General features: G+C 34.3%; 24 protein-coding genes and 1 pseudogene. 10 read left to right on the top strand and 15 right to left on the bottom strand.

Going from position 1 to position 25,228, the window contains the following annotated elements:
• The first annotated feature begins 115 nt into the window (after positions 1-115).
• From ACU1LP_RS12915 to ACU1LP_RS12880, 8 genes and pseudogenes are all read left to right on the top strand, one after another.
• Positions 116-856, top strand: coding sequence for an EI24 domain-containing protein (locus ACU1LP_RS12915; protein ID WP_445736451.1), 741 nt, complete (start codon positions 116-118; stop codon positions 854-856).
• Between the two features lie 46 nt (positions 857-902).
• Positions 903-1,256: pseudogene (locus ACU1LP_RS12910) on the top strand (transposase); the annotation flags it as partial.
• Positions 1,257-1,499: 243 nt separating this feature from the next.
• Complete coding sequence (hemF, locus tag ACU1LP_RS12905; RefSeq protein WP_445736456.1) at positions 1,500-2,402, top strand: oxygen-dependent coproporphyrinogen oxidase; 903 nt, start codon at positions 1,500-1,502, stop codon at positions 2,400-2,402.
• 57 nt (positions 2,403-2,459) lie between these two features.
• Positions 2,460-3,449, top strand: coding sequence for a porphobilinogen synthase (hemB, locus tag ACU1LP_RS12900; protein ID WP_445736450.1), 990 nt, complete (start codon positions 2,460-2,462; stop codon positions 3,447-3,449).
• Between the two features lie 28 nt (positions 3,450-3,477).
• Entirely contained in the window at positions 3,478-4,767 is a 1,290-nt protein-coding gene (locus ACU1LP_RS12895; RefSeq protein ID WP_445736449.1) for a serine hydrolase domain-containing protein, read from the top strand.
• Between the two features lie 45 nt (positions 4,768-4,812).
• Entirely contained in the window at positions 4,813-5,286 is a 474-nt protein-coding gene (locus ACU1LP_RS12890) for a methylated-DNA--[protein]-cysteine S-methyltransferase (RefSeq protein ID WP_445736448.1), read from the top strand.
• A gap of 75 nt (positions 5,287-5,361) precedes the next feature.
• Positions 5,362-6,507: a serine hydrolase domain-containing protein gene (locus ACU1LP_RS12885; protein WP_445736447.1), complete on the top strand. Its 1,146-nt coding sequence runs from the start codon at positions 5,362-5,364 to the stop codon at positions 6,505-6,507.
• The gene (locus tag ACU1LP_RS12880; protein WP_445736446.1) at positions 6,504-7,217 is read left to right on the top strand and encodes a 3'-5' exonuclease; all 714 of its coding nucleotides are present in this window, start codon (positions 6,504-6,506) and stop codon (positions 7,215-7,217) included. Before ACU1LP_RS12885 ends, ACU1LP_RS12880 begins: the two co-directional genes overlap by 4 nt.
• Positions 7,218-7,287: 70 nt before the next feature.
• On the opposite strand, the gene ACU1LP_RS12875 is transcribed toward ACU1LP_RS12880, so the two are convergent.
• From ACU1LP_RS12875 to ACU1LP_RS12855, 5 genes are all read right to left on the bottom strand, one after another.
• On the bottom strand, positions 7,288-7,527 hold the full coding sequence (locus tag ACU1LP_RS12875) for a hypothetical protein (RefSeq protein WP_445734760.1): 240 nt from the start codon (positions 7,525-7,527) through the stop codon (positions 7,288-7,290).
• Between the two features lie 19 nt (positions 7,528-7,546).
• Positions 7,547-9,910 (bottom strand): outer membrane beta-barrel protein, encoded by a 2,364-nt coding sequence (locus ACU1LP_RS12870; protein ID WP_445734759.1) that lies wholly within the window; start codon positions 9,908-9,910, stop codon positions 7,547-7,549.
• A 68-nt stretch (positions 9,911-9,978) separates the two neighbouring features.
• Positions 9,979-10,317, bottom strand: a complete 339-nt coding sequence (locus ACU1LP_RS12865; protein ID WP_445736445.1) for a hypothetical protein — start codon at positions 10,315-10,317, stop codon at positions 9,979-9,981.
• Positions 10,318-10,459: 142 nt separating this feature from the next.
• Entirely contained in the window at positions 10,460-10,906 is a 447-nt protein-coding gene (locus tag ACU1LP_RS12860; protein WP_445736444.1) for a hypothetical protein, read from the bottom strand.
• 3 nt (positions 10,907-10,909) lie between these two features.
• Complete coding sequence (locus ACU1LP_RS12855; protein ID WP_445736443.1) at positions 10,910-11,899, bottom strand: hypothetical protein; 990 nt, start codon at positions 11,897-11,899, stop codon at positions 10,910-10,912.
• A 221-nt stretch (positions 11,900-12,120) separates the two neighbouring features.
• Between ACU1LP_RS12855 and ACU1LP_RS12850 the strand changes: the two genes are divergently transcribed.
• Both ACU1LP_RS12850 and ACU1LP_RS12845 read left to right on the top strand, forming a co-directional pair.
• Positions 12,121-13,275, top strand: coding sequence for an OmpA family protein (locus tag ACU1LP_RS12850; RefSeq protein ID WP_445736442.1), 1,155 nt, complete (start codon positions 12,121-12,123; stop codon positions 13,273-13,275).
• A 61-nt stretch (positions 13,276-13,336) separates the two neighbouring features.
• Positions 13,337-15,028 (top strand): ABC transporter ATP-binding protein, encoded by a 1,692-nt coding sequence (locus ACU1LP_RS12845; protein WP_445734719.1) that lies wholly within the window; start codon positions 13,337-13,339, stop codon positions 15,026-15,028.
• Positions 15,029-15,331: 303 nt separating this feature from the next.
• On the opposite strand, the gene ACU1LP_RS12840 is transcribed toward ACU1LP_RS12845, so the two are convergent.
• The 10 genes from ACU1LP_RS12840 to ACU1LP_RS12795 form a co-directional block, all read right to left on the bottom strand.
• Positions 15,332-15,985, bottom strand: a complete 654-nt coding sequence (locus tag ACU1LP_RS12840) for a CoA transferase subunit B (protein ID WP_445732556.1) — start codon at positions 15,983-15,985, stop codon at positions 15,332-15,334.
• Positions 15,986-16,078: 93 nt separating this feature from the next.
• A complete protein-coding gene (locus tag ACU1LP_RS12835; RefSeq protein WP_445732555.1) occupies positions 16,079-16,789 on the bottom strand; it encodes a CoA transferase subunit A in 711 nt (236 codons plus the stop codon).
• 315 nt (positions 16,790-17,104) lie between these two features.
• Positions 17,105-19,432, bottom strand: a complete 2,328-nt coding sequence (locus ACU1LP_RS12830; RefSeq protein WP_445734188.1) for a penicillin-binding protein 1A — start codon at positions 19,430-19,432, stop codon at positions 17,105-17,107.
• 75 nt (positions 19,433-19,507) lie between these two features.
• Positions 19,508-19,987: a gliding motility lipoprotein GldH gene (locus tag ACU1LP_RS12825; RefSeq protein WP_445731580.1), complete on the bottom strand. Its 480-nt coding sequence runs from the start codon at positions 19,985-19,987 to the stop codon at positions 19,508-19,510.
• A gap of 1 nt (position 19,988) precedes the next feature.
• Positions 19,989-21,239, bottom strand: coding sequence for a PSP1 domain-containing protein (locus ACU1LP_RS12820; protein WP_445731579.1), 1,251 nt, complete (start codon positions 21,237-21,239; stop codon positions 19,989-19,991).
• Between the two features lie 223 nt (positions 21,240-21,462).
• A complete protein-coding gene (locus ACU1LP_RS12815) occupies positions 21,463-21,693 on the bottom strand; it encodes a ferredoxin (RefSeq protein ID WP_445731578.1) in 231 nt (76 codons plus the stop codon).
• Positions 21,693-22,937, bottom strand: coding sequence for a peptidase U32 family protein (locus ACU1LP_RS12810; RefSeq protein WP_445734189.1), 1,245 nt, complete (start codon positions 22,935-22,937; stop codon positions 21,693-21,695). Before ACU1LP_RS12810 ends, ACU1LP_RS12815 begins: the two co-directional genes overlap by 1 nt.
• A gap of 8 nt (positions 22,938-22,945) precedes the next feature.
• Complete coding sequence (trhO, locus tag ACU1LP_RS12805; protein WP_445734186.1) at positions 22,946-24,019, bottom strand: oxygen-dependent tRNA uridine(34) hydroxylase TrhO; 1,074 nt, start codon at positions 24,017-24,019, stop codon at positions 22,946-22,948.
• A 147-nt stretch (positions 24,020-24,166) separates the two neighbouring features.
• Positions 24,167-24,499: a type II toxin-antitoxin system PemK/MazF family toxin gene (locus tag ACU1LP_RS12800; RefSeq protein WP_445734185.1), complete on the bottom strand. Its 333-nt coding sequence runs from the start codon at positions 24,497-24,499 to the stop codon at positions 24,167-24,169.
• Positions 24,496-24,741: a ribbon-helix-helix domain-containing protein gene (locus tag ACU1LP_RS12795; protein WP_445731575.1), complete on the bottom strand. Its 246-nt coding sequence runs from the start codon at positions 24,739-24,741 to the stop codon at positions 24,496-24,498. The genes ACU1LP_RS12800 and ACU1LP_RS12795 overlap by 4 nt, the downstream gene beginning before the upstream one ends.
• Positions 24,742-25,228 lie beyond the last annotated feature (487 nt).

The following is a 25,228-nucleotide window of genomic DNA, read 5'->3' as shown; positions in this document are numbered from 1 at the left end:
AGGGGAGAAACTCATACTCGATATCATTGAGAGAAACTTTTTGAAATCGAAATTAAAACAATCTTATTTATAAACATAACAGTTTCCTCTCCTAAGGAGAGGATTAAGGAGAGGAATGGTTAAAAACATAGCCTTAGGAATACAAGCCTATTTCGGAGCCTTTAGTTTAATATCAAAATTAAAGCTCTGGAAGTACTTTGCAATTCCTATGCTTATTAGTGTTTTAATTGCGATTCTAGTGGGCGTTTCAGCATATAGTTTATCAGATAATATAGGCTACTACATCTCAAAAATTTGGGTTTGGCAATGGGGTAAAGAAACCTTTACCACCATAGGCAATATTATTGGTGGTTTGTTTATTGTGCTTATTGGTATTATGCTTTATAAACACATCATTATGGCGCTATCTGCTCCATTTATGAGTCCGGTTTCCGAAAAAATCGAAACCCATTTAGTTGGTAAAACACATGCCCACAGAACCACCTCTTTTTCCCAACAACTTTGGCGAGGTATTCGTATAAATGTTAGAAATTTAGGTATAGAACTGCTTTTAACCATTCCTATTTTACTTTTAGGTTTTATACCTGTAATTGGCATTATTTCAACCATATTATTGTTTTTTGTACAAGCCTATTATGCAGGCTTCGGTAATATGGATTATACTTTAGAGCGCCATTTTAAATACCATGAAAGTGTACAATTTGTTAAAAAACATCGTGGTTTAGCCATTGGCAATGGCATCGTATTTATGTTGTTCCTATTAATTCCAATTATTGGTGTTATATTAGTATTGCCACTTTCGGTAACTGCGGCTACAACAAAAACGGTTGAAGCTATCAACTCGAAGCAGACCTGACAGGTTTTAAAAACCTGTCAGGTCTTAACAAAAAGTTTCAACAAAAATGAGTTTAGAAAAAATAGAAAAAGATCATTATTATCACATCTTCAATCGAGGAATAAACAGTGATGTTATTTTTCAAAATGAAGATAATATGTCTTATTTCTTGAGTTTAATAAAAAAACATTTGGATAAAAAAGCTGATGTTTTAGCCTATTGCTTAATGAACAATCATTTTCATCTCATTGTTAGAATAATTGAAGATGAATCATTGGTAACTCAAGCTTTTTCAAACCTTTTTAATGCTTACGCAAAGGCATTCAATAAACAACAAAATAGAACGGGAACACTATTTGAAAGGCCTTATAAAAGAATAAGAATTACTGATGAAGCGTATTTAAAAAACTTAGTGATTTATATTCATAAAAACCCTGAAAATCACCAAAACTCTGAAAATCACCATGTTGTTGATCATTTTGAAGATTATAAATTTTCATCTTACCATTCCTACTTAATGGGAAATGTCAACTTTATTTCAAAAGAAAAAAATTATATTTTAAATTTGTTTGGTGACATAGATAATTTTAAATATGTACACAAATCAGACCTGTCAGGTTTTCAAAACCTGACAGGTCTTAGTAATCAAGAAAAACCAAAGACCATCAAAGATAAATTCTATTCCTATATCCAAACGTTACAAGACACCATCACATCAAAACTTGAAGCTGTAGATGGAAAAGCTCAATTCAAAGAAGATATATGGGAACGACCAGAAGGTGGCGGTGGTCGCACCCGAGTCATTGAAAACGGCAATGTATTTGAAAAAGGTGGTGTAAATATTTCTGGTGTTCATGGTAAATTGCCCGATAGCATGCAAAAATACTTTGGTGTTGAGGATGCTGATTTTTTTGCCTGTGGATTAAGCTTAGTGCTACATCCTAAAAACCCGATGTTGCCCACTGTACATGCTAATTGGCGTTACTTTGAAATGTATGATAAAGACGGAACTATTGTTGACCAATGGTTTGGTGGCGGACAAGATTTAACGCCTTATTACCTATTTGAGGACGATGCGAAACACTTTCATCAAACTTGTAAAACGGCATGCGATAAGCACAATCCAGAATTCTATAAAACCTACAAAGCTAAATGCGACGAGTATTTTTGGAATGCTCATAGAAACGAAGCGCGTGGTATTGGCGGTTTGTTTTTCGATTATTGTAAGGCTTCAGAAGACATGAGTATGGAAAACTGGTATAATTTTGTAACGGAAGTGGGCAATAGTTTTTTGGAGTGTTATGTGCCTATTGTTGAAAAACGACGTAATTTACCCTATTCAAAAGAACAAAGAGACTGGCAGGAAATTCGTCGTGGGCGTTATGTAGAATTCAATTTGGTGCATGATAAAGGCACCTTATTTGGACTTAAAACAAACGGACGTATAGAAAGTATTTTAATGAGTTTGCCACCACATGTGCAATGGGTTTACGACCATCAACCAGAAGCTGGAAGTGCCGAAGAAAAATTGATTGAAGTATTAAAAAATCCTGTAGATTGGGTTTAGAAAAAACTAAGACCTGTCAGGTTTTGAAAACCTGACAGGTCTGTAAAACGAAAAATCATGTATCCTTTAAGAAGAAACCGACGATTAAGAACCAACGAATCCATAAGAAGTTTAGTTAGAGAAACCATCATCACACCAAACGATTTTTTAGTACCACTTTTTGTGGTGGAGGGAAAAGGTATAAAAGATGAAATCCCGTCGATGCCAAATTACTACCGTTACAGCTTGGATTTATTGGAAAACGAAGTAAAAGAACTTTGGAAGTTGGGATTAAAATCGGTGTTGCTATTTGTAAAAGTACCTGATAACTTAAAAGATAACAAAGGGACTGAAGCCTTAAACCCAAACGGATTGATGCAACGCGCCATAAAAACCGTAAAAAACGCCTGCCCAGATATGTTGGTAATGACGGATGTAGCTTTAGACCCCTATTCAGTTTACGGACATGATGGTATTATTGAAAAGGGTATTATTTTAAATGATGAAACTGCCAATATTTTAGCAGAAATGAGCATTTCCCATGCCAAAGCAGGTGCCAATTTTGTAGCACCAAGCGATATGATGGATGGTCGCATACTAACCATTCGTGAAGCTTTAGAAGAAGAAGGATTCATTAACACAGGTATTATGAGTTATTCGGCTAAATATGCTTCAGCATTTTATGGGCCTTTTCGTGATGCACTAGATTCCGCACCTGTTGATATGATTGATATCCCTAAGGATAAAAAAACCTATCAAATGGATTATGCCAACCGTTTTGAAGCCATTCGTGAAACCGAAATGGATATTGATGAAGGTGCCGATATCGTCATGGTAAAACCAGGTTTGTGTTATTTGGATATTGTTCGAGACATAAAAAATGCCGTGGATGTTCCAGTTGCGGTGTATCAGGTTTCAGGAGAATATGCCATGTTAAAAGCGGCTGCCGAAAAAGGTTGGTTAGACCACGATGCGGTTATGATGGAACAAATTACAGCCATTAAACGTGCTGGTGCAGATATTATAGCAAGTTACTTTGCGAAGGATGTTGTGAAATTAATTTCTTAACTTTCAGGATAATTTGTAATTCGAGAATATGTTTAAAAATTTATTTCAAGCTTTTTGCTGTCTTATCTTTTCTCAAGCAATACATGCACAATTACAATATGAAACTCCAGAATCTGTTGGGTTAGATTCTAAATACATCCAAGCTAAAGTAGATTCTATAATGCACAGAGGGATTATAGAACACGCTTTTCCTGGAAGTCAACTTTTAGTTGCTAAACAAGGCAAGGTTATTTTTCACCAAGCTTATGGCTACCATACTTATGATAGCATTCAAAAAGTTGATTTAGAAGCAATTTATGATTTGGCTTCGGTAACAAAAATAATTGGACCGTTACCCGCTTTAATGAAACTGTATGAAGAAGGAAAACTAGAGCTCGACAAGCCTTTTAGCTATTATTGGAAACCTTGGCGACATCGAAAAGATAAAAAAAATATTACTCTTCGAGAACTTTTAGCACATCAATCTGGTTTACAGCCGTATATAGTGTTTTTAAATGAGGTTGTTAAAAACGATAAATTAAAAAAACGATTTGTTAGAACTTATAAAAACAATCGCTTTTCAAAACAAGCCTATTCAAATATTTATATTAATAAACGATTTAAAAACAAAGTTTTCAGAAAAATCAGTCAGTCAAAAGTCAATCAAAATAAAGTTTATTTATATTCAGGATTAGCTTCATTAATCTATCCTCAACTCATAGAAAATATAACAGGAACCTCATACGAAACATATTTACGAAACAATTTTTACACACCGCTAGGTTGTGAAACACTAGGATATTTACCTTTTTTAAAAGGCTTTGAAAAAAATATCATACCCACAGAGGTTGATACTGTTTTCAGAAAAGACCTTACAAAAAACTGGGTTCATGATGAAAATGCAGCATTATTGGGAGGCGTTTCTGGAAATGCTGGATTATTTGGTTCTGCAATGGATTTGGCAAAAATGATGCAAATGTATAGTCAAAAAGGAACGTTTAACGGAAAACGATACTTGAAAGAATCAACCGTTAATGAGTTTATTAAAATACAATATCCTGAAAATAATAATCATCGCGGTTTAGGGTTTGACAAACCTTTAATTGGTAATGATACTTTAAGCATTGAAAGTGCTTATCCTGCACCAGAGGCAAGCAGCAAAAGCTTTGGTCATTCTGGTTTTACAGGCACATTTGTTTGGGCAGATCCGGAAAACGAATTAGTGTTTATTTTTCTTTCAAATCGAGTGTATCCAACTCGAGAAAATCGGAATATTTATAATTTGCATATTCGCCCTTCTTTAATGCAGGTATTTTATTCGGCTTCAAAAAAAGATTAAATCTTAAATTATTCTGTAATTTAGTCTTCTAAATTTATCCTTTTCATGAAAGAATGCATCATCAAATCACCTTTAGGATTCACTAAAATTATTGGTGATGAAGAAGGAATTGCCTCGGTAATTGTTTTCAATTCCGAAGAAAAAATCACTTATATTATTCCTGTTGAATTAGAAGATTGTGTCATTCAGCTTAACGAATATTTTGAAGGTAAACGCACCCAATTCGACCTAAATCTAAATCCTGAAGGTACCAATTTCCAAAAGCAAGTCTGGAAACAACTGGAGCAAATTCCTTACGGAAAAACCATGTCTTATTTAGATTTGTCAAAACAATTGGGAGATGTAAAAGCAATACGCGCCGTTGCCAATGCCAATGGTAAAAATCCGTTATGGATAATCGTTCCATGCCATCGTGTTATTGGTAGCGATGGCAGTTTAACTGGTTATGCAGGCGGTTTGCACCGTAAACAATGGTTGTTGGAACATGAAAATCCATACAAACAGCAATCTCTTTTTTAGTTTTATTATTCCAATCAGTCGAAAGTAGAAATACATAAAATATTTCCTATATTTATTTCAACTAAATGAGATGAAATGAAATTCTTAAAAAAATTCCTTAAATGGTTCGTAATCGTAATAGCTGCCCTTGTTGCATTACTATATATTTTTGATTATGGCTACATTTTAAAGGGTGTTCGCGTTGTGTATTTCACAGGCCACAATACGGCTTTTATTGATGATTATCCGTATTTTGAAAACGATACCATAAAAAAAGGCACTAGTACCGACCCTTGTCCATTGCACAAAGCCTACAATACGGTTGAAGAAACCGAAAGGCTTTCTAAAGTCAATAAAGATTGGGGCACCATTGCATACGTTATTATAAAAAACGATAGTATTTGGTTTGAAAACTATTACGATAATTTTGATAAAAACTCAAAAACCAATTCGTTTTCAATGGCAAAAAGCATCACTACTTCGCTACTCGGTAAAGCGATTATGGATGGCTATATTAAAAGTTTAGACCAACCCATAAGCGATTTTTATCCAGAATATGCTTATACCAAAACCACGGTTGGTGACTTAGCGTCTATGGCTTCTGGCTTGGAATGGGTTGAAGATTATACAGGGCCATTTTCAATAACCGCAAGAGCCAATTATGATTCCAATTTGGCCCAAACCATGTTAAACCAAAAAATGGTAAAAACGCCTGGAAAAGAGTTTGAATATTTAAGTGGGAATACACAATTGTTGGGGATGATCATTCAAAAAGCAACAGGAAAACCTTTGGCAACTTATTTATCGGAAAGTTTTTGGCAGCCCATGGGTGCTACCGACGATGCCCTTTGGCAATTGGATGATAAGGAACACCGATTAGCAAAAGCATTCTGTTGTATTTCCAGTAACGCCAGAGACTTTGCGCGCTTCGGAAAACTATATAAAGACCACGGTAAATGGAACGGCAAACAACTATTGGATTCTGCTTTTGTCGCAAAATCCATCACGCCACGTTTTAAGGAAAGTCCACAATATGGTTACGGCTGGTGGATGAAAGACATTGGTAACAAACATTTTTTTATGATGCGCGGACATTTGGGACAATATGTTATAGTAGAACCTGATGATAATGTCATTATCGTTCGCTTAGGACATAGAAAATCGCCCGATCAAGGTGTTGGGCAGTTTACCGATGATATTTCGATTTATATTGAAGAGGCTTATAAGATGTTGAATAAATGATATCAAAACTCAATTTAGAGAATATTTTATTTCTGGACATTGAAACTGTTCCAGAAACCCAGTATTTTTCTGATTTGGACGATACGAAACAAGCACTTTGGGAGCACAAGTCAAAATACCAAAGAAAGGAAGATGAAACCGCTGAAGAATTTTATGAACGCGCAGGTATTTGGGCAGAATTTGGTAAAATAGTCTGTATTTCCGTAGGGTACTTTACGTTTAGAGGTGACATAAGAAATTTTCGAGTGACATCATTTCACGGTAATGAAATTAAAATCTTAAAGGATTTTAAAAACCTGTTGATTTCACATTTTAGCGAAACCAAACACGTACTTTGCGCCCATAACGGTAAGGAATTTGACTTTCCGTACATAGCTAGAAGAATGATTATTAATAACATCGAGTTGCCTTATAAACTCAACCTCTTCGGGAAAAAGCCTTGGGAAATACCTCATTTGGACACTTTAGAACTGTGGAAATTTGGCGATTATAAGAGCTATACCTCATTAAAATTATTAACCAATGTTTTAGGAATTCCATCACCAAAAGACGATATTGATGGCAGTGAAGTGTATCGGGTTTATTACGAAGAAAATGAAATAGACCGTATTATTATTTACTGCGAAAAAGACACCATAGCCGTTGCTCAAATATTTTTAAGATTACGTGGTGACGCACTTTTAACTGACGACGAAATTATTCATATATAATAAAATTACCAACATTTTACAGACCTCTAAAATATTTTAAATCACTATAAAATGTTGGTAATTAATATTTTTATTCTTTTAAAGCTTCTACTTTAGCTTCATGAGTTTGACATAACTCTGTAAGAAATTCGTGATTATTAGAAAAATCATTATTTAATTTATCTAAAGCTTTTTCTAAATCTTTATCAGGATGATTAAATAAATCTACCTGTAAATGTCCAACTTTTTCTACTAAACTTTCACAAGAGTTTTTAATATCTTCTATTTTTTTTAAAAAATCTTCTTGTATTTCTGAATTCGATTTTTCCATTTTTTTAATAATTTATTGTTTATAATTTAAAAGTATAGCCTACTGAAAGTTGATTATAATCTAACAAATTACGAGTAGTAAAATCCACAAAAAACTTTCCATTCAATACATTCGCATAAGTGCCTAAAATAATGTTCGTGTTAAATTTTGTGTTACCATCAAAACTTATAAAGCCTGCGCCAGCTCCTGCATAAGGCTTTAATGTGGTATTATTAATGTTTATTGGTATAATTCCATTTCCTGAAAGCCCAAATAAGGTTGGATTGGAAAATCCGAAAAACAATTCTGGCACAAATAATATTTTAGAATTTTCAATACCATAGTTTAATCGTACGCCAGCAACAGGAGCCGTTTCATCTCCAAACATAAAACCAGCAAAAAAAGAGGCGTCTTGAAAAGTTAGCAACGGATTTATTTCTTCATTATCTTCCGATTCGTTTGAAACATACTTTGCATTGTTCAATTCAGTATCCACTCCTACTGGTTTTATATTCATTGATTGTGGATTTTTTTCCAATTGGCGTGCTTCAATTTTATTAGAATTACTATCAATCTTTTTGTTTAACTCGTCTAATTTTTCAAGAATTTGAAGTGATAGGTTATCACTTTGTTGGCTGTCTAATGTTTCCCTACTTGTACTATTGCTTTGTCTATTATTTAATTGACCGTTATTGATTTGAAGAAGTAGTTTTTCTAATTTTTCTACTCTTTTATTTAAAAGAAAAATTTGTTCGTCGTTTTCGCTGCGAATCGATTTTTTTTGAAAATCAGGAGCTAACGGATTGCTTTCAACTTCGTTTAAAATACGCTGTATTAGCAATTCAAATTCTTGAGGAGTCATTTGTACTAACGGCTCATTTTCGTCAACTTGCTTCATGTTTGTTGCAGGCGTTGATTGAATTATTTTCTTTTCAGCACCATTATTTTGTGGAGCAACTTTCGCTTTTGATGCCACCACTTCTACCGCTTCAACTTCTTTTAAAGCTTCTGTTGTTGCTTTTTTCTCTTCTAAAATTTCAACAGCTTTATCAATATCCTTACTTTCGTAAGCTGTATTTAGGTCTGTTTCTAATTGCGCAATTTTATCTTTGTATTGAGTTTTTAATTTTGCGATTTTTTCATCATTTAAAGCTTGTTGTTCATTTAAAGCATCGTTTAAATTTTCGTTATAAACGGAAGTTGGAGATTTAGCTTTTTTCCCTAAGGCTATTTTTATCCCAAAATTATACATAATATGTGTTTGAATTTGGTCTGGATTTTGAATATTAACTTCATCTGAATCAGATGTCAATAACGCTCTAACACCTCCATAAACGAGAAGTCCTTTTGCTAATGGAATATTTAACCCTAAACCACCTGATGCAAAATAACTTCCATCAACAGGCAAACCATCTTTACCTAAATAATCGTTGGTAGTATTTAAATAGCCTCCACCCAACACTAAATATGGCACAACCCCGTTTCCATCGTTTAAACGTGCTCTAAACTCCATTCCGTACATAGAAAGTTCGTCGAAATCTGTAGAAATCTGTTCGTCTTTTGAAGATTTATAATAAAACCCTCTTAACCCAATATACTCATTAAAGTCTAAACCAAAATAGCCTCCTAGCATCCAAGTGTCTCTAAAATTAGAATCATTATCAAATGTAATATTTGCTAAACCAGGCTCTAGCACAAGTCTTATACCGCTAAAACCACTTGAGAAACTTTTTAAATACGCTTTATCTAATTCTGTTAAACTTCCAGGTTTGCGTCCACCTAAATAAAATTGTAAAGATGCCATGGCAGACCAGTTGCTTAAACGTTGTACACTAAAATCGGCATTTGTAACGCCAAAAGTTGTTTTATCGGCATCTGTTAGTAAACGAGAACCAGCATTAAAATTATACATGGTGTTTTTCGCTTCAAGTGCAAAAACAGCACGTTTCCCTATATTAAATTTAGCACCTAAACCGGCAGTGGCAAATATTTGCTCTTGCTCGTTTTGGCTTTCTAATTGTATGGTTTGCACACCTGTACCTAAAGTAAAATAAGGGTTTAATTTTGTTTTAGTTCCAAAATTTGCTTTGAACTCGCCTCCGATACGAGTTAGTTTAACATCTCTTGCAGTAAATAAAGCATCAGAGTAATTTACTAATCCAAAATCTTTAAAATTTGTTTTCAAATCTAAAGCTTGCATATAAGTTGCTCTTAACTCTATATATTCGCCAAAACCGAAACCCACTTTTCCTCCAATTAATACTCCGTCTTCTAAACCAGACATATCGTCCCAAAGTGTATACTCTGCCGCTGGTGATAATGTTACACTAATATCTTTTACTTGACCAAAAGAAATGGTTGATATAAGTAGTAAAATGAGTTTAACTATATTTATTTTTTTCATAATATTTTTTAGATTGAAATCCAAACTATTTTAAAACTCTGGATTTTATTTATAATTACTTACAGTTATTATTCTATAATTTCTGCTTTGATAATTTTATCATTATTAGACTCCGTTTTGCTATGTAAAGCGTCTTTAAGATTGTTTATTATGGAATCTTTCTCTAAACTTGTAATGGTATTTTGAAGATCTGAAATTATTCGCTCACGTTTTAAATCTTTAACACCGTCATGTATTGCAAATAGTATTATTGCTGCTAACCCAATAACTTGAACTAAAATTAATGGCGGCATGTAAAATACTCCAAACCCTAAATCAATATTAATAGATGTAGAAAATAAATTCCAGTTTAATATTAATAAAAAGACATTAATTGCTATGTAAATGTATATTATGATGTATTTCATGTGTTATGTTATTTGTTTGTTTTTATAAACTGCCTTAACGCTTACGGGGTTTTTAAAAATCCTTTTGAACATCCATGTAATAATTTACTTAAGGCATTATGCTCGTAGTTTTATTAATTAAAAATGAATGCTTAATGTATTTTTATTCCAGTTTTTTTAAAGCTTTTTCCACATTTTTTATTTGTTTTTCATTAGCCTTGTACTCTAGAACTAGAGTTTCTACCGCTTTTGTATTCAAAAAAGTTTTGTGCAACGAATCGTTTTTTAAATAATGTTCAAGCGTTAATTTCCCAAACTTTGAAGTTAGCTCAGATTGAGCATCTTCTAGCCTGTGCTTTTCTTTATTTAATGATTGTTTATCGGTAAATTGATGAATCTTTTCATTTGCATCTTCAACTAATTCTGCTCCAGCAACATAAGCTTTAGCCGTAGTTTCTTTAACTTTTTCAGTTACGAATGATGCGCCTTCCGCAACATTTTCTGATACATGATCTAATTTTTCTGCAACATTTTCTATCAATGATTTAAAAAAACCTTTTTTGGTGTTCTCTTTAGCTGCTACTTTAGTACTTTTTTTTGGTGTTGCCATTTTTTATTTTTTTACGTTAGTTTTCTTGTTTTTTCTTCTTTTTCCTATAATGTAGAATAATGCCATTAAAGCTCCAAGTACAATTATTGTAACTAATGCGATAGATGTTTTGCCCGATTTGTTTTCTTCAGAGTTATTATCATTTTCACTTAATGAATCATTAGTAGTATTGGTTTCAATAGTACTAAATTGAGATGTTTTTGAAGCCAGTAATTTATAATCGGTATCTAAACTTGAAGCTTCTGCTAATAAAGCATTCAAATTCTCGTTAACTTTAGCTAATTGAGTTTCTAATCTATTTTTTTCATCAGCATTAAATTCACTTAAAATAAGTTGAGTATCATAATTATTTCTAATTTTCTTACTTAAAACATCTCTTTGTCCTGTTATTCTTATTATTTGTTCTTCAGCATCCGCAACATTTCTATTAATGTTTTTAACCACATCATTTTGAATAAGTATTTTAGAATTAATACCGTTTAATAATGAGTCTACCACTATAAATGCAGATGGGTGTGCTCCTTTGTCATAGAGTGCTTTCTTTTGTTCTAGGTAAACATCTTTCTCTTCTTTTAAAATTTCTATTTTTTTTGTTGCTAGAGCTACTTCTTTCTTTTGGAGAGAAGTCTGCTCTTCAAAATTTTCTTTTTGTCCTTTTAATTGATCTAGCTTGCTATTTACACCTTCTATCCCTGGATTAATTTTTTTGTCATTTATTGATTTTAATGAGGTTTCTAATTGTGTTAAAAGCATTTGCATAGAATCTCTTTGCTTAGACACCTTGTTAATAAGTTGTGTTTTACTATCTTTTTCGTTACGCAATAAACCAAGTTTTGAATTATAATAATTAATTGAATCTTGGTTTTTGGTTTGTAAAGTAGTTTGTGTTTCGGCAGTATCTTTAACTAAAGATTGATCTGCATTTTTTTCTCCATTAGTACAATTAAGGGTTACTAATGCAAAAAAGCTTAATAAGATAAAATTTGTTTTCATATTGTGGATAATTAATTATTAAAAAGATTAACTACTATTAGGACGGTAACTTTTTAAAAAAGTCACTTCTTTTTTAAAAAGTGACCAAACAACATTTTTCAAGTCTTAATTATAAAGACTATCATTAATTTAAAATTAAAATAATTATGAATAAGTATTTGGTACTACTAGTAAGCCTTATTTCATTTACTGTTTTCGCACAAAACAAAAGTGTTATAAGAATGTCTCAGGAAGATTTAAACTCCATTACAGCTATAATAGTTGATGCTAAACAGCGACAATTAGCTACCCAAAATAGCCTTAAAGAAAACCGAATTGAATACGTTTATAATAATAAAATCGACAATACAAATCAAATAGATAATTTAAAAAGTGAAATAGCATATTTAAGAAACCAACTTAATAAATCAAGCTCGTTTAAATCCAATCCATTGGCTACTAATAATAATTCTGTTCCAGATATTGAAGTTGAAGATTTGCAAAATGAAATTGATACATTGGAGATGTATATAAGTGAACAGAATAAAAAAAATTCGTCAAAAATTATTTTGGAAGATACAGTTGACAATAAACAAAATTACAATTATGAAATAGACGATTTAAAAAGAGAAATAGCCTATTTAAAAAATCAATTTAATAGAGTCAACACAGTAAAATATTATCCATCAGCAGTTACTACTAATAATTCAGCTTTAAATAATGAAGTTGAAGATTTACATTATGAAATTGACAAATTAAGGAATCTTGTAAGAGAACAGAATGATAATACTCCAAAAATTATTGTAACACCTCTAGCAGAAAACCGATACAGAGCAAATGAAGCATCAAAAAATGTAAGGGCCAATAACGAGGATAAAGCTTATAGCCAACAACTTAGGTTTAAATTAGATTCTATTTACACTTTATTAAACAAGAGTTCAAACTTAGAATTACCGAAAGAAAACTATAACGATAATTTAGCAAGTATTGAAAATAAATTAAACGCTTTACAACAAGAAATAAACCTAAAAAAAACTGGTTCATCAATTAATACCGCGCTTTTAAAAAAATATAGTGATTATAAAATGCAATTGTATTTTCAAAATAATTCTAAAACCATTGATCCAGTACAAAGCAAAAATTTACTAGGTTTAGTAAATATTTTAAAAGAAAATGATAAAATTGACGTTTTGGTAAAAGGGTTTGCTAGTAAAAAAGGAAATCCTATATACAATCAGAATTTATCAATGCAGCGAACGGAAGCTATTAAGCTAGGTTTAATTAAAAAAGGCATACATCCTACAAGGATTTTAACTGTTTATCACGGTGTTGATTATGAAGCAACCACCGATGAAGAAGCGCGTCGAGCAGATATTTCATTAATTATAAGAAAATAAAAGGTTGTATTTTATTATTTTTTTTACTTAATAAAAATTTATAAAGTAGCTATATTTACTTATGCTGAATACCGTAATACTTAAAATAGAAAACCTAGCAATCAGTTTTTTTTCAAACAAGAAAGAATCTGAAGTTATCCGAAACATTTCCTATCATTTATATCAAAATGAAATATTAGGTATTGTGGGCGAATCTGGTTCTGGAAAATCAGTTTCTTCACTGGCTATTTTAGGTCTTCTTCCTAAGAAAATTTCAAAAATAGCATCAGGAAATATCTTTTATAATGAAGAAGATTTAACAACATTAACTTCAAAAGCGTTTCAGAAAATTCGAGGTAAAAAAATAGCGATGATTTTTCAAGAACCTATGAGTTCTTTAAATCCGTCCATGACCTGCGGCAAACAGGTACAGGAAATATTATTGCAACACACCAAGTTATCCAAACAAGCCGCAAAGGTGGAAACACTTTCGCTTTTTGAAAAAGTAAAACTTCCTGATGTAGAGCGTGTTTATAATGCGTATCCTCATGAAATTTCGGGCGGACAAAAACAACGGGTTATGATAGCCATGGCCATTAGCTGCAAACCCGATATTTTAATTGCTGATGAACCTACCACGGCATTGGATGTTACCGTGCAAAAAAACATTATTCAACTGCTTAAAGAGTTGCAAGTTGAAACTAAAATGAGTATTATTTTTATTACACACGATTTGTCTTTAATCTCTGAAATAGCAAACCAAGTTTTGGTGATGTATAAAGGTGAGATTGTGGAACAAGGTACGGTTTCAACCATTTTCAAATCACCTCAACACATCTATACCAAAGCACTGATCAATTCGCGCCCTTCTTTAAAAACACGATTAAAAACGCTCCCAACCATTCAAGATTATTTGAATGATACAACCAAAACAGATATCATAACTTCGGAAGAGCGCGAACAAAAGCACAAAGAATTATACAGCAAACCGCCTTTATTGGAAGTGATAAATGTTGAAAAGGAATATATTTCCAAATCAGGTTGGTTTTCAAAACCTCAATCTTTTAAAGCGGTAAATGACGTCAGTTTTAAATTGTACGAAGGTGAAACGTTGGGGTTGGTAGGTGAATCTGGTTGTGGAAAATCCACTTTAGGGAACGCCATTCTTCAATTGGATAAAGCAACAGCGGGACAAATTTTATACCAAGGAGTAGATATTACGAAACTTTCAAATTCTGAAATTAAAAAACTCCGAAAAGACATTCAAATTATTTTTCAAGACCCATATTCGTCATTAAATCCTAGAATTCCTGTTGGGGAAGCTATTATGGAACCCATGATAGTGCATAAGCTCTATAATTCTGATGAAGAACGCAAAGAAAAAACGATTGAAATTTTAAACAAAGTAGGCTTATCCGAAGATTATTTTAACCGCTACCCACATGAATTTTCCGGCGGCCAACGCCAACGGATTGGTATTGCCAGAACCATTGCGTTACAACCAAAACTTATTGTGTGCGACGAATCGGTTTCTGCATTGGATATATCGGTCCAAGCTCAGGTTTTAAACTTGCTGAATAACTTAAAAGAAACTTTTGGTTTTACCTATATTTTTATATCCCACGATTTGGCTGTGGTAAAATATATGAGTGATCAGTTATTGGTAATGAATAAAGGAAAAATAGAGGAATTGGACGATGCCGATGTTATATACAGCTCGCCCAAAACCGTCTATACCAAAAAATTAATTGACGCTATTCCCAAAGGATTATAGCATAAATAATTTTTTAGTTAAATACATTAAACTTTTGATAAAACGTAAATTCTCGCGCATGGTTTCTTTGAATTTACTGTCATTAAATGTAGGTTCTTCAGGTAGATTTGTTGCTAAATTCATAAGTCTCAAGTTTATGGTAGATCTGGGGAAATCTATTAATTTGGTTTGGTTTATTTGGGGACTGCTAATATGAAATAAATTTTCAATATATCGGTTAAAAACATAAAAAAATCGATGAAATGTAATTACTTTTAACATTTCATCGATTACGTTTTCCTTTTCAATAGGGTTGATGTATTACTACAAGCCCATTTCTGGAATATTTCCTTCAATGATTAATGTCCCTTCAGTGGCTTTTTTAATGTCTTCTACCGAAATTCCCGGAGCGCGTTCCAACAATTTAAAACCTTTATCGGTAACTTCTATCACCGCTAAATTGGTCACGATTTTTTTTACACAACCAACACCTGTTAATGGCAATGTACAACGTTTTAATAATTTTGATTCTCCCGCTTTATTGGTGTGCATCATAGCGACGATGATATTTTCGGCACTGGCTACCAAATCCATAGCGCCTCCCATACCTTTTACCATGCGTCCGGGTATCTTCCAATTGGCGATATCACCATTTTCGGACACTTCCATGGCACCTAAAATGGTTAAATCAACATGCTGTCCTCTAATCATTGAAAAACTCATGGCGGAGTCAAAAAAACTGGCACCAGGCAAGGTGGTAATGGTTTGTTTGCCAGCGTTAATAATATCGGCATCTTCTTCGCCTTCAAAAGGAAATGGTCCCATGCCCAAAACGCCATTTTCACTTTGAAACTCCACCTCGATATCGTTGCGTACATAGTTGGCAACCAAAGTTGGGATGCCTATGCCTAAGTTCACATAATAACCGTTTTTAACTTCTTGGGCAATTCGTTTTGCTATGCCTGTTTTGTCTAACATTTTTTTTTAGTTTTTAAGTGCCTAAAGTAAAAAGTGCCTAAAGTTTGCCTAAAATGAAAAAGAGAACTTCAACTTTAGGCACTTCAAGTACTTTTAACTTTTTAACTCCTTTTGTCTTACCGTTCGTTGCTCAATGCGCTTTTCATAGTGTTTGCCTTGGAAAATACGCTGTACAAAAATACCGGGAATATGAATTTGGTTGGGGTCTAAACTTCCTAAAGGTACTAATTCCTCAACCTCAGCCACCGTAATTTTAGCGGCGCCACACATAACGGGATTAAAATTTCTGGCAGTTCCTTTAAAGATTAAATTACCTGCTGCATCGCCTTTCCAGGCTTTTACAAAAGCAAAATCAGCTTTAAAAGCATGTTCCAGCACATACATTTTACCATCAAACTCACGGGTTTCTTTTCCAATGGCGACCTCGGTTCCATATCCTGCGGGTGTGTATATGGCTGGAAAACCTGCTTGTGCCGCTCTACAACGTTCAGCTAAAGTACCTTGTGGAATTAACTCCACATCCAATTCCCCTGAAAGCATCTGGCGTTCAAATTCATCATTTTCACCAACATAAGACGACACCATTTTTTTTATCTGGCGTTTTTGGAGCAGTAAACCCAATCCAAAATCGTCCACCCCGGCATTGTTGGAAATGCAGGTCAAACCCTTTACACCCAGTTTTACTAATTGAGCAATCGCATTTTCGGGAATGCCGCTAAGCCCAAAGCCACCAAGCATTAAGGCCATGTTGTTTTGAACACCTTTAAGGGCTTCTTCAACGCCAGTTACTTTTTTATTGATCATTACTATTGTTTTTCTTCTTTAAAAATAAGCAATAAATGGACAAATAACAATTAACGAAACTTATTGTTTTGGTGGTGCTTATAAACTAATCGGGTTTTTAAAAAAATTTAAGTTCAAAAAATAATTGCAACGCATCAATTCAAAACTTCTCACGAAAGATTCTAAAAAATTGAACACTAAACGAGAAGCATTCCCCTCCTTGGAGGGGAACGTGGCGTTTGGCATTTAGATTTGAGTAATTTATGTTGTTTACTATAATTATCCTTGTCCAAAAACACTTTTTTTAAAGCGATAGGGATAATTAATCCAGTGTTTTTAAAAAGTCAAATCATCGGGTACATTCCCAGAATCATTACCATCCTCATAATTGCCTGAACCTGTTGAGCAATCTACATTAATGGAAAGGTTGGTTGGTGCTTCAAAATTTTCCGTAGAAACATTTAAGGTCTTATCATTATAACAACTTTTCATGAAAACACCCCAAATGGGCAATGCCATTGATGCACCTTGACCATACAAAATGGATCTAAAATGTGCGGACCGATCTTCGGCACCTACCCAAACACCCGTAACCAAATTAGGTACCATGCCCATAAACCAACCATCACTTTGGTTTTGTGTGGTTCCTGTTTTTCCGGCTATGGGATTTGTAAAGCCATACGGATAGCCTGTGATGATATCTTTATAAAACTGATCGGGCGGTCCGGTTCTTCTTAATCTGGCACCTGAACCAGATTCCACAACACCTTGAAGTAATTTTATGGTAACATAAGCGGGTTCCTCGCCAATAACATCGTGTGTTTCTGGTTTAAATTGATATAGCACCGTGCCGTTTTTATCTTCAATGGTTGTTACCATAACGGGTTTTGTGTAAACCCCTTTATTGGCAAACGCTGCGTAGGCACCCACCATTTCGTACACACTTAAATCTGCGGTTCCCAAAGCTATAGAGGGCACTTCGGGAATAGGGGATTCCACACCCAGTTTTTTTACTAAATCTATCACGGTTTTTGGCCCTACTTTATCCATCAATCTTGCGGTAACGGTGTTCACAGAATTTGCTAAGGCATTTTTTAAAGTTCGGGTACCTCCATATTTACCATCAGAGTTTTTTGGACACCAATCATCTGGATTCCCATACTTATTGGCCTCAATACAAAATGGCGTATCTGGAAATACATCGCAAGGCGAATAGTGCAGTTGGTCTATAGCAGCGGCATAAACAAAGGGCTTAAAAGTAGATCCCACTTGGCGCCTACCCTGTTTGACCATATCGTACTGAAAATGCCGGTAATTGATGCCTCCAACCCATGCTTTTACATGGCCTGTTTGCGGTTCCATGGCCATCATGCCCGTACGTAAAAACGTTTTGTAATACCGGATGGAATCAATAGGTTTCAAAATGGTATCAATTTCGGTAGCTTTTCCTTTTCTGTATGCGAAAATGGCCATTTCTGTCGGTTTGTGAAAGGATGCTTCAATCTCTTTCTCAGATTTATTCAAGTCGTATTTCATCTTTCTCCAACGTTCTGATTGTTTCATGGCGCCTTTAAGCAAGACTTTAATTTCCTCTGGAGATAAATCAATGAATGGGGCGGTAGGATTTCTTTGTGGGGTATTTTGCTTAAAAAATTCGGCTTGCAAGCGTGCCATGTGTTGCTCTACAGCATTTTCAGCGTAGAGTTGCATTCTTGAATCGATAGTGGTGTACACTTTTAAACCGTCGTTATATAAATTCCATTTTGTGCCATCAGGTTTCGGATTGTTTTTTATCCAATCTTTCATAAAACCGTCCAAATACGTCCTAAAATAGGTGGCGATGCCTTCGCGATGCGATTCGGGATTGTAATTTAAATCCAGTTCTGTTTTTTGAAGGGAATCTTTTACTTTCTTATCTATAAAATCATATTTTTCCATTTGCGCCAAAACTACGTTTCTGCGTTCCCTGGTAAGTTCTGGGCGTTTTCTAGGATTGAACAAGGACGAGTTTTTAAACATCCCCACCAACATGGCAGATTCTTTTAACTCTAAATCTTTAGGTTCCTTTCCAAAATAAATCCTAGCGGCACTTCGTATGCCATCGGCATTATTTAAAAAATCATAAATATTGAAATATTGCGCAATGATTTCTTCTTTGGTATATTGGCGTTCTAAGCGTATGGCAATGATCCATTCCCTGACTTTTTGGGAAAGCTTCTCAACAATATTTGCATTTTCTCTTCTATGGAATAATTGTTTAGCCAATTGTTGTGATATGGTACTTGCACCTCCTTTTTTTCCAAAAAAAACAGCAGCCCGTAATGTTCCAAAAGCATCAACACCAGAATGTTCGTAAAAACGTGCATCCTCAGTAGCAATTAAGGCATCCACTAAGTTTTTGGGCAACTCTTCATAGCTTAAAGGGGTTCTGTTATCGTTTAAATAAAATTTGCCAAGGGTTTTTCCGTCTGAAGAAATAATTTCTGTTGCCAAATTTGATTTAAGATTTTCCAACTGTGTATGGTCTGGCATTTCACCAAAAACACCCCAAGACGCCAATACAAACAATAATATTATAAATAGAATGCCTCCTACAAATGCCATCCAAAACCAACGGACGTATTTTGAGAAATCTTGGGTTGCTGTTTGTTTTTTTGATGCCATGTTTCAATTTTATTAAGTTTTAAGTGCCTCAAGTTTTAAGTGCCTAAAGTATTTAAAGTTAAGTAAGGTTAGGTGTTATTTTTTGTTGGGTCTTTCTACTCTAAAGCCTACATCGGTTATGCCTTCCAACTCGACCACGCCATTAACTTTACCGTTTTCCCGCATGGCTTGTTGAATGTTAACTATATACTCTCCTTTTTCCTTAAAAACAACGTTTTCTTTATACCAAAGTTTGTTTTCTTTCATATCGCTCATTCCAGTGCCTAAAAGTTTCCCCGAGGGATCGGCCATTTTATACTCCAAAGTGTCTGTTATGGTTTTTCCGTGAGGAAAATGCATGTTTACAATTAAGAACAAATTATTGTATTTGTAGGCGTTGGTGTTTCTTAGATTGACAAACAGATTGTAGGCATTGGTCGAATCGGGTGGTTTTACTTTAAAGCTGATTACAGAATCCTTATGCCATGTACCAGGAACCGATTGATATTCATCGAAAACGCGATTTGGATCACAAGAAGTAAACACAAAGGAAATTATCAATAAAACTATTGGCACACTATTTCTCAATCTTTTTGGGGTTATGGGGTTTTTTCCTGTTGTTTTTGTTTCTATTATTGTTTTTTTTAGCACCTTGGTTGGTATTATGGTCAGGGGCCGTGTTTTTATGGTCTTTATTATTCTTGCGTTTATTGTTTTTACGTTTATTACGGGGTTTTGGACTATCAAAACGTGTTAAACTATCTTGTCCTACAACGTTTTCAAATTCTGTTTTAGTATCCTCGGTAACTTCCAGCGCATATTCTTCCAAACTAACAACCTTCTGGTTCTTCTTGTTTAAGCTGATAATTTCATTGGCTTGTTCGGTGGTAATTTTATGCCAGTTTGCCCATTCTCCTTCATAGGCATACCATAAATGCCCTTTAAAAATATCCGTTTTTTGGCATACCGCGGTTCCTTTTTCCGTTTGAAGTTTAATTTCTGTTTTCGGGAAACTTTTTAAGGCGTCTAAATAACTATCCAGCTCATAGTTTAAACAACATTTTAATTTTCCGCATTGACCCGCCAATTTTAACGGATTTAATGATAATTGCTGATAACGTGCTGCCGAAGTACTTACTGAACGGAAATCCGTCAACCAAGTAGAGCAACATAATTCGCGCCCACACGACCCAATACCGCCAAGTCTGGAGGCTTCTTGACGAAATCCAACTTGTTTCATTTCGATGCGCGTTCTAAACTCGCGGGCAAACACCTTGATGAGTTCGCGAAAATCCACGCGTTCCTCAGCTGTATAATAAAAGGTTGCCTTACTGCCGTCGCCTTGAAATTCGATATCAGAAATTTTCATTTCCAATTTAAGATCTATGGCAAACTGTCGCGCTTTAACCTTCATAGGTTCTTCTTTGTCGCGGGCTTCACTCCAAATATCAATATCTTTCTGACTTGCTTTTCGGTAAATTTTAAGAATTTCCTCGGGTGTTTCTGAGATGTTTTTGCGCTTCATTTGAACGCGTACCAATTCCCCCGCAAGGGTAACCATTCCAATATCATGGCCCGATGGTGCTTGTGTAGCTACTACATCGCCCATACTCAACGTTAAGTTTTCAGAGTTTAGGTAGTATTCTTTTCTGCCGTTTTTAAAGCGGACTTCAACCCAATTAAACGGTTTTTCCCCGTTTGGAAGCGACATATTGGCCAACCAATCGAAAACCGTTAGTTTGTTACAACTATCCGTTCCGCAAGTGCCATTATTTTTACATCCTTTAGGTTGACCGTCTTTACCAGTTGAACAACTGTTACAAGCCATAAGTTTTATATATTGATTCCGATTAAAACCGAGATTTTATCGGAAGGAGGTTTATAATTGTTTTTTTAGATTCCCGCGTTCTCGAGAATGACCATTTGATAGGATTTTTAAAATTATATTTCAAAAAAACTTCTCGAGGTAAAGATAAGATTATTATGCTTACTTTAAAATAGATGACTAATTATCGTTATAACTTTAAGAAATCCCATCCTTCAATCATGTTTCAAACAGATTTTACACTTATTATTTTTACAGGACATGCTTTTGAAGCCTTATCGCAATCGTCAAAAATATGTTCTTCGTTCGATTTTAAAGTAAAAAACCCTTTCTTGTCCTTGGAATGAAGCAATACCGATTTTCCATCTTTCTTAGACATTTGAAATTGATTGGGCGCCAACTCCACACAGTAATTACACCCAATACATTTATTGCGTTGCAACGTGATAACTACCATTAAGCTTCTACTTTATTTTCGACCATTTTATATAATTTGTCTGAAGGACGGATTCTAAAACCAAGTGGAATGGTTACCAAATCGTCTTTGGTGCCTTTGCTTGATTTTTGGTCGTTTACCATCATATCATGCACTTCAATTTCTTTTGCCCCTGTGGTTGGGCCCGTAATTAAAATGGTGTCGCCAATGGCAATATCGAAGGCTTCAATTTTAAATTCTCCTATTTGAGGTTTTGGGAAAAAGTGTGTGCCTTTGCCGATGTACACCTTTTTTTGTGTGGCGTGCGACCCCGAGCCATTGCTCCATTCACCTAACTTCTGCCCTAAATAATACCCGTTCCAAAAACCGCGGTTGTACACTTTTTCGAGTTCTTGCATCCAAGTAATTACTTGGTCTTTTTGATAGGTGTCGTTGTGCAAACTATCAATAGCTTCGCGATAACACTTAATAACTTTGGCAACATATTCCGGCGCGCGTCCGCGACCTTCAATTTTTAAAACCTTAATACCTGCATCGGCTACTTGGTCTAAAATATCGATGGTGCATAAATCTTTGGGAGACATGATATATTCATTATCAATGGCCATTTCAAACCCCGTTTCCTGCTCGATAACCGTATATTTTTTTCTGCAATTTTGTTTGCAAGCACCTCTATTTGCTGAAGAATTATACGCATGTAAACTCATATAACATTTCCCAGAAACCGCCATACAAAGTGCCCCGTGACCAAAAATTTCAATTTCAATTAGATTCCCCGATGGGCCTTTTATTTGTTCTTTTTCAATAAGCTCGGTTATCTTTTTTACCTGTCTTAAACTCAACTCCCTGCTCAACACCATCGTGTCTGCAAACAAAGCATAAAACTTAACGGTTTCTATGTTGGTAATGTTTATTTGGGTGGAAATATGCACTTCCATACCAACCTCTCTCGCCGCCATAATAACCGCCTGATCCATGGCGATTACCGCAGTAATATCGGCTTCTTTCGCTTTATTTATTAAAGTTTTTACAAGAGATAAATCATGGTCGTAAATGATGGTGTTAAGTGTTAAATAGGTTCTTGCATTTTTGGCTTTACAACGTTTTGAAATTTCTTCCAAATCATCTAAAGTGAAATTTATGGAAGCACGAGCTCGCATATTTAATTGTTCAACCCCAAAATAGATGGAATTGGCGCCATTATCCAAAGCGGCTTGCATGGATTCAAAATTTCCGGCAGGTGCCATTAATTCAATTTTCTGCATCATACCCATTACTGTTTTTTAGATTGAAAAACTTCAAAAATGTTCCTTAAATCTTTTTTATGGGGAAGATGGTCGGCACGTCCTTTTTTAAAGATGTCGTTGCTGTTACCTTGTCCTTTTCTAAGTTCTTTTTGCTCCTCGTAAGGCAATCTGTTTATTTCCATGCAAGTTGAAGAACAGCAGTTATCCATGGCTTCTTTACATTTTGGACATTGGATGAATAATAGGTGGCATGCTTCGTTGGCACAATTGGTATGTATATCAAAAGGGTCTCCACATTGGTGGCATTGCGCTATAATATCATCACTTATTTTTTCGGCTCTACGGTCGTCAAAAACAAAGTTTTTTCCCAAGAATTTGTTTTCTAGGTTTTGTTCGTTTACTTGCCTGGTATATTCAATGATGCCTCCTTCAAGTTGGTACACATTTTTAAATCCTTTGTGTTTAAAATAGGCGCTGGCCTTTTCGCATCGAATGCCGCCGGTGCAATACATGACCAGATTTTTATCTTCTTTATGGTCTTTTAAATCTGCTTCAATAATATCCAAAGAATCTCGAAACGTGTCAACATCGGGCGTTATCGCATTTTTAAAATGGCCAATTTCGCTTTCATAGTGGTTGCGCATATCCACCAAAACAGTGTTTTCATCTTCAATAAAATCATTGAATTGTTCAGCACCTAAATGAATGCCTTTATTGGTAACATCAAACGTATCATCATTTAAACCATCGGCTACAATTTTATGGCGCACTTTTACTTTCAGTTTTAAAAACGATTTATTGTCTTGCTCAACAGCAATGTTCAATCGGATGTGCTTTAAAAAACCGATGCTATCCAAATGTGCTTTGAATTCGTTAAAGCGGTCGGCAGGTAACGAAAGTTGCCCGTTAATACCTTCATGGGCTACATAAATTCTGCCTAAAACGTCCAATGCGTTCCAAGTGAGGAATAAATGGTCCCTAAAAATTTGCGGATTGCCAATGTTGGCGTATTGGTAAAAAGAAAGTGTTAATCGACTTTTTCCTGTTTGATCGATCAATGTGGCTCTTTCTTTTGCGCTTAATTTATTGTACAGTTGCATGCTATACGAATGTTTTAAGGTTAAAGAAGCCCATCCTAACCTTCCCAAAGGGAAGGAAAAATGAAACTAAAGTGCAAAAGTACGATTTTTGAGAAACTTGAATAAACTAATTTGTGATTGAAATTAAAAAAAAGTGGAGCTGTTTTTTTAAAAACGAAGTAGATCGCCCAATGTTTCTTTAATTTTTATTACGTTATCATTGGAAATAAAACCTATTTTCTTTTTGAATCTTTCTTTGGAAATTGACCTAATATGAAAAACCATAATCTCACTTGGGGAAGAAAGACCATTGTTTTCATCGGCTTCTATAATAGGGTTACCTTGATAATTTCGGATAGATGATGTTATAGGACAAACAATTATTACACGCAAATGCTGATTCATTGCATTACCACTCATAATTACAGCTGGTCTGTTTCCTCCATGTTCACTTCCAATTATTGGATCGAAATATACACTCCAAATTTCTCCCTGCTTCATTCTTCGTCATATTCTTGCAGCATTCTAAAATAATCTGCCATTCCTTCCTCAGCTATTGCCATTGTTTCTTCATCTTTCGATGCACGTTTAAAAGACTTAATGTATTGGGCTCTTTTAAGTTCGTCCAAATAAAATTCCAACGCCTTCTCAATTATTTTATTTTTGGGCATTTTTAACTCTTTTGCTGTCTTTGATAAATTTTCAAGAAGACTGTCTGGTAAGCTAGATGTAAATGTTGCCATTTTATATTTGTTTTTTGGAAATATAAAAGATATTGGAAATTGAACCTAATTTAAAATCCAGAATTTTATAAATTTTACTCATAACTGTTTTTATTAGTTCCTTATAAAATTTTAGACTTTACGAACATATTGTTTAGTTTGAAGAAACAACATGAAAGGACGGTTGTAGAGGTGGAACAATAATGAATTTGTGGAAATCAATGTACAAAAAAAGCACCTATTAAACAATAAGTGCTTTCCTAGAATAGTTTGAGTTAGTCTACTTTTAAAAGTATACTTAAGATAGTTTCATCTGATTATAATATTTATATTTTTCGTCAGATGCAATTCGCCATAAATCATTTTGATAACAATCAAGAATGGAAACAGCTCATTTCATAGCAAAATCTTCCCACTATTATTTAGTAGATCCTTAAATCCGCAAGCGAATGTTGAAAAGAAAGTTGAAAAGTCAGTAAAACCAGTGCTTTAAAGACTTTTCACTTTC

Source organism: Mariniflexile sp., from assembly GCF_052728615.1.
This window is presented reverse-complemented; position numbering and strand designations above follow the sequence as displayed.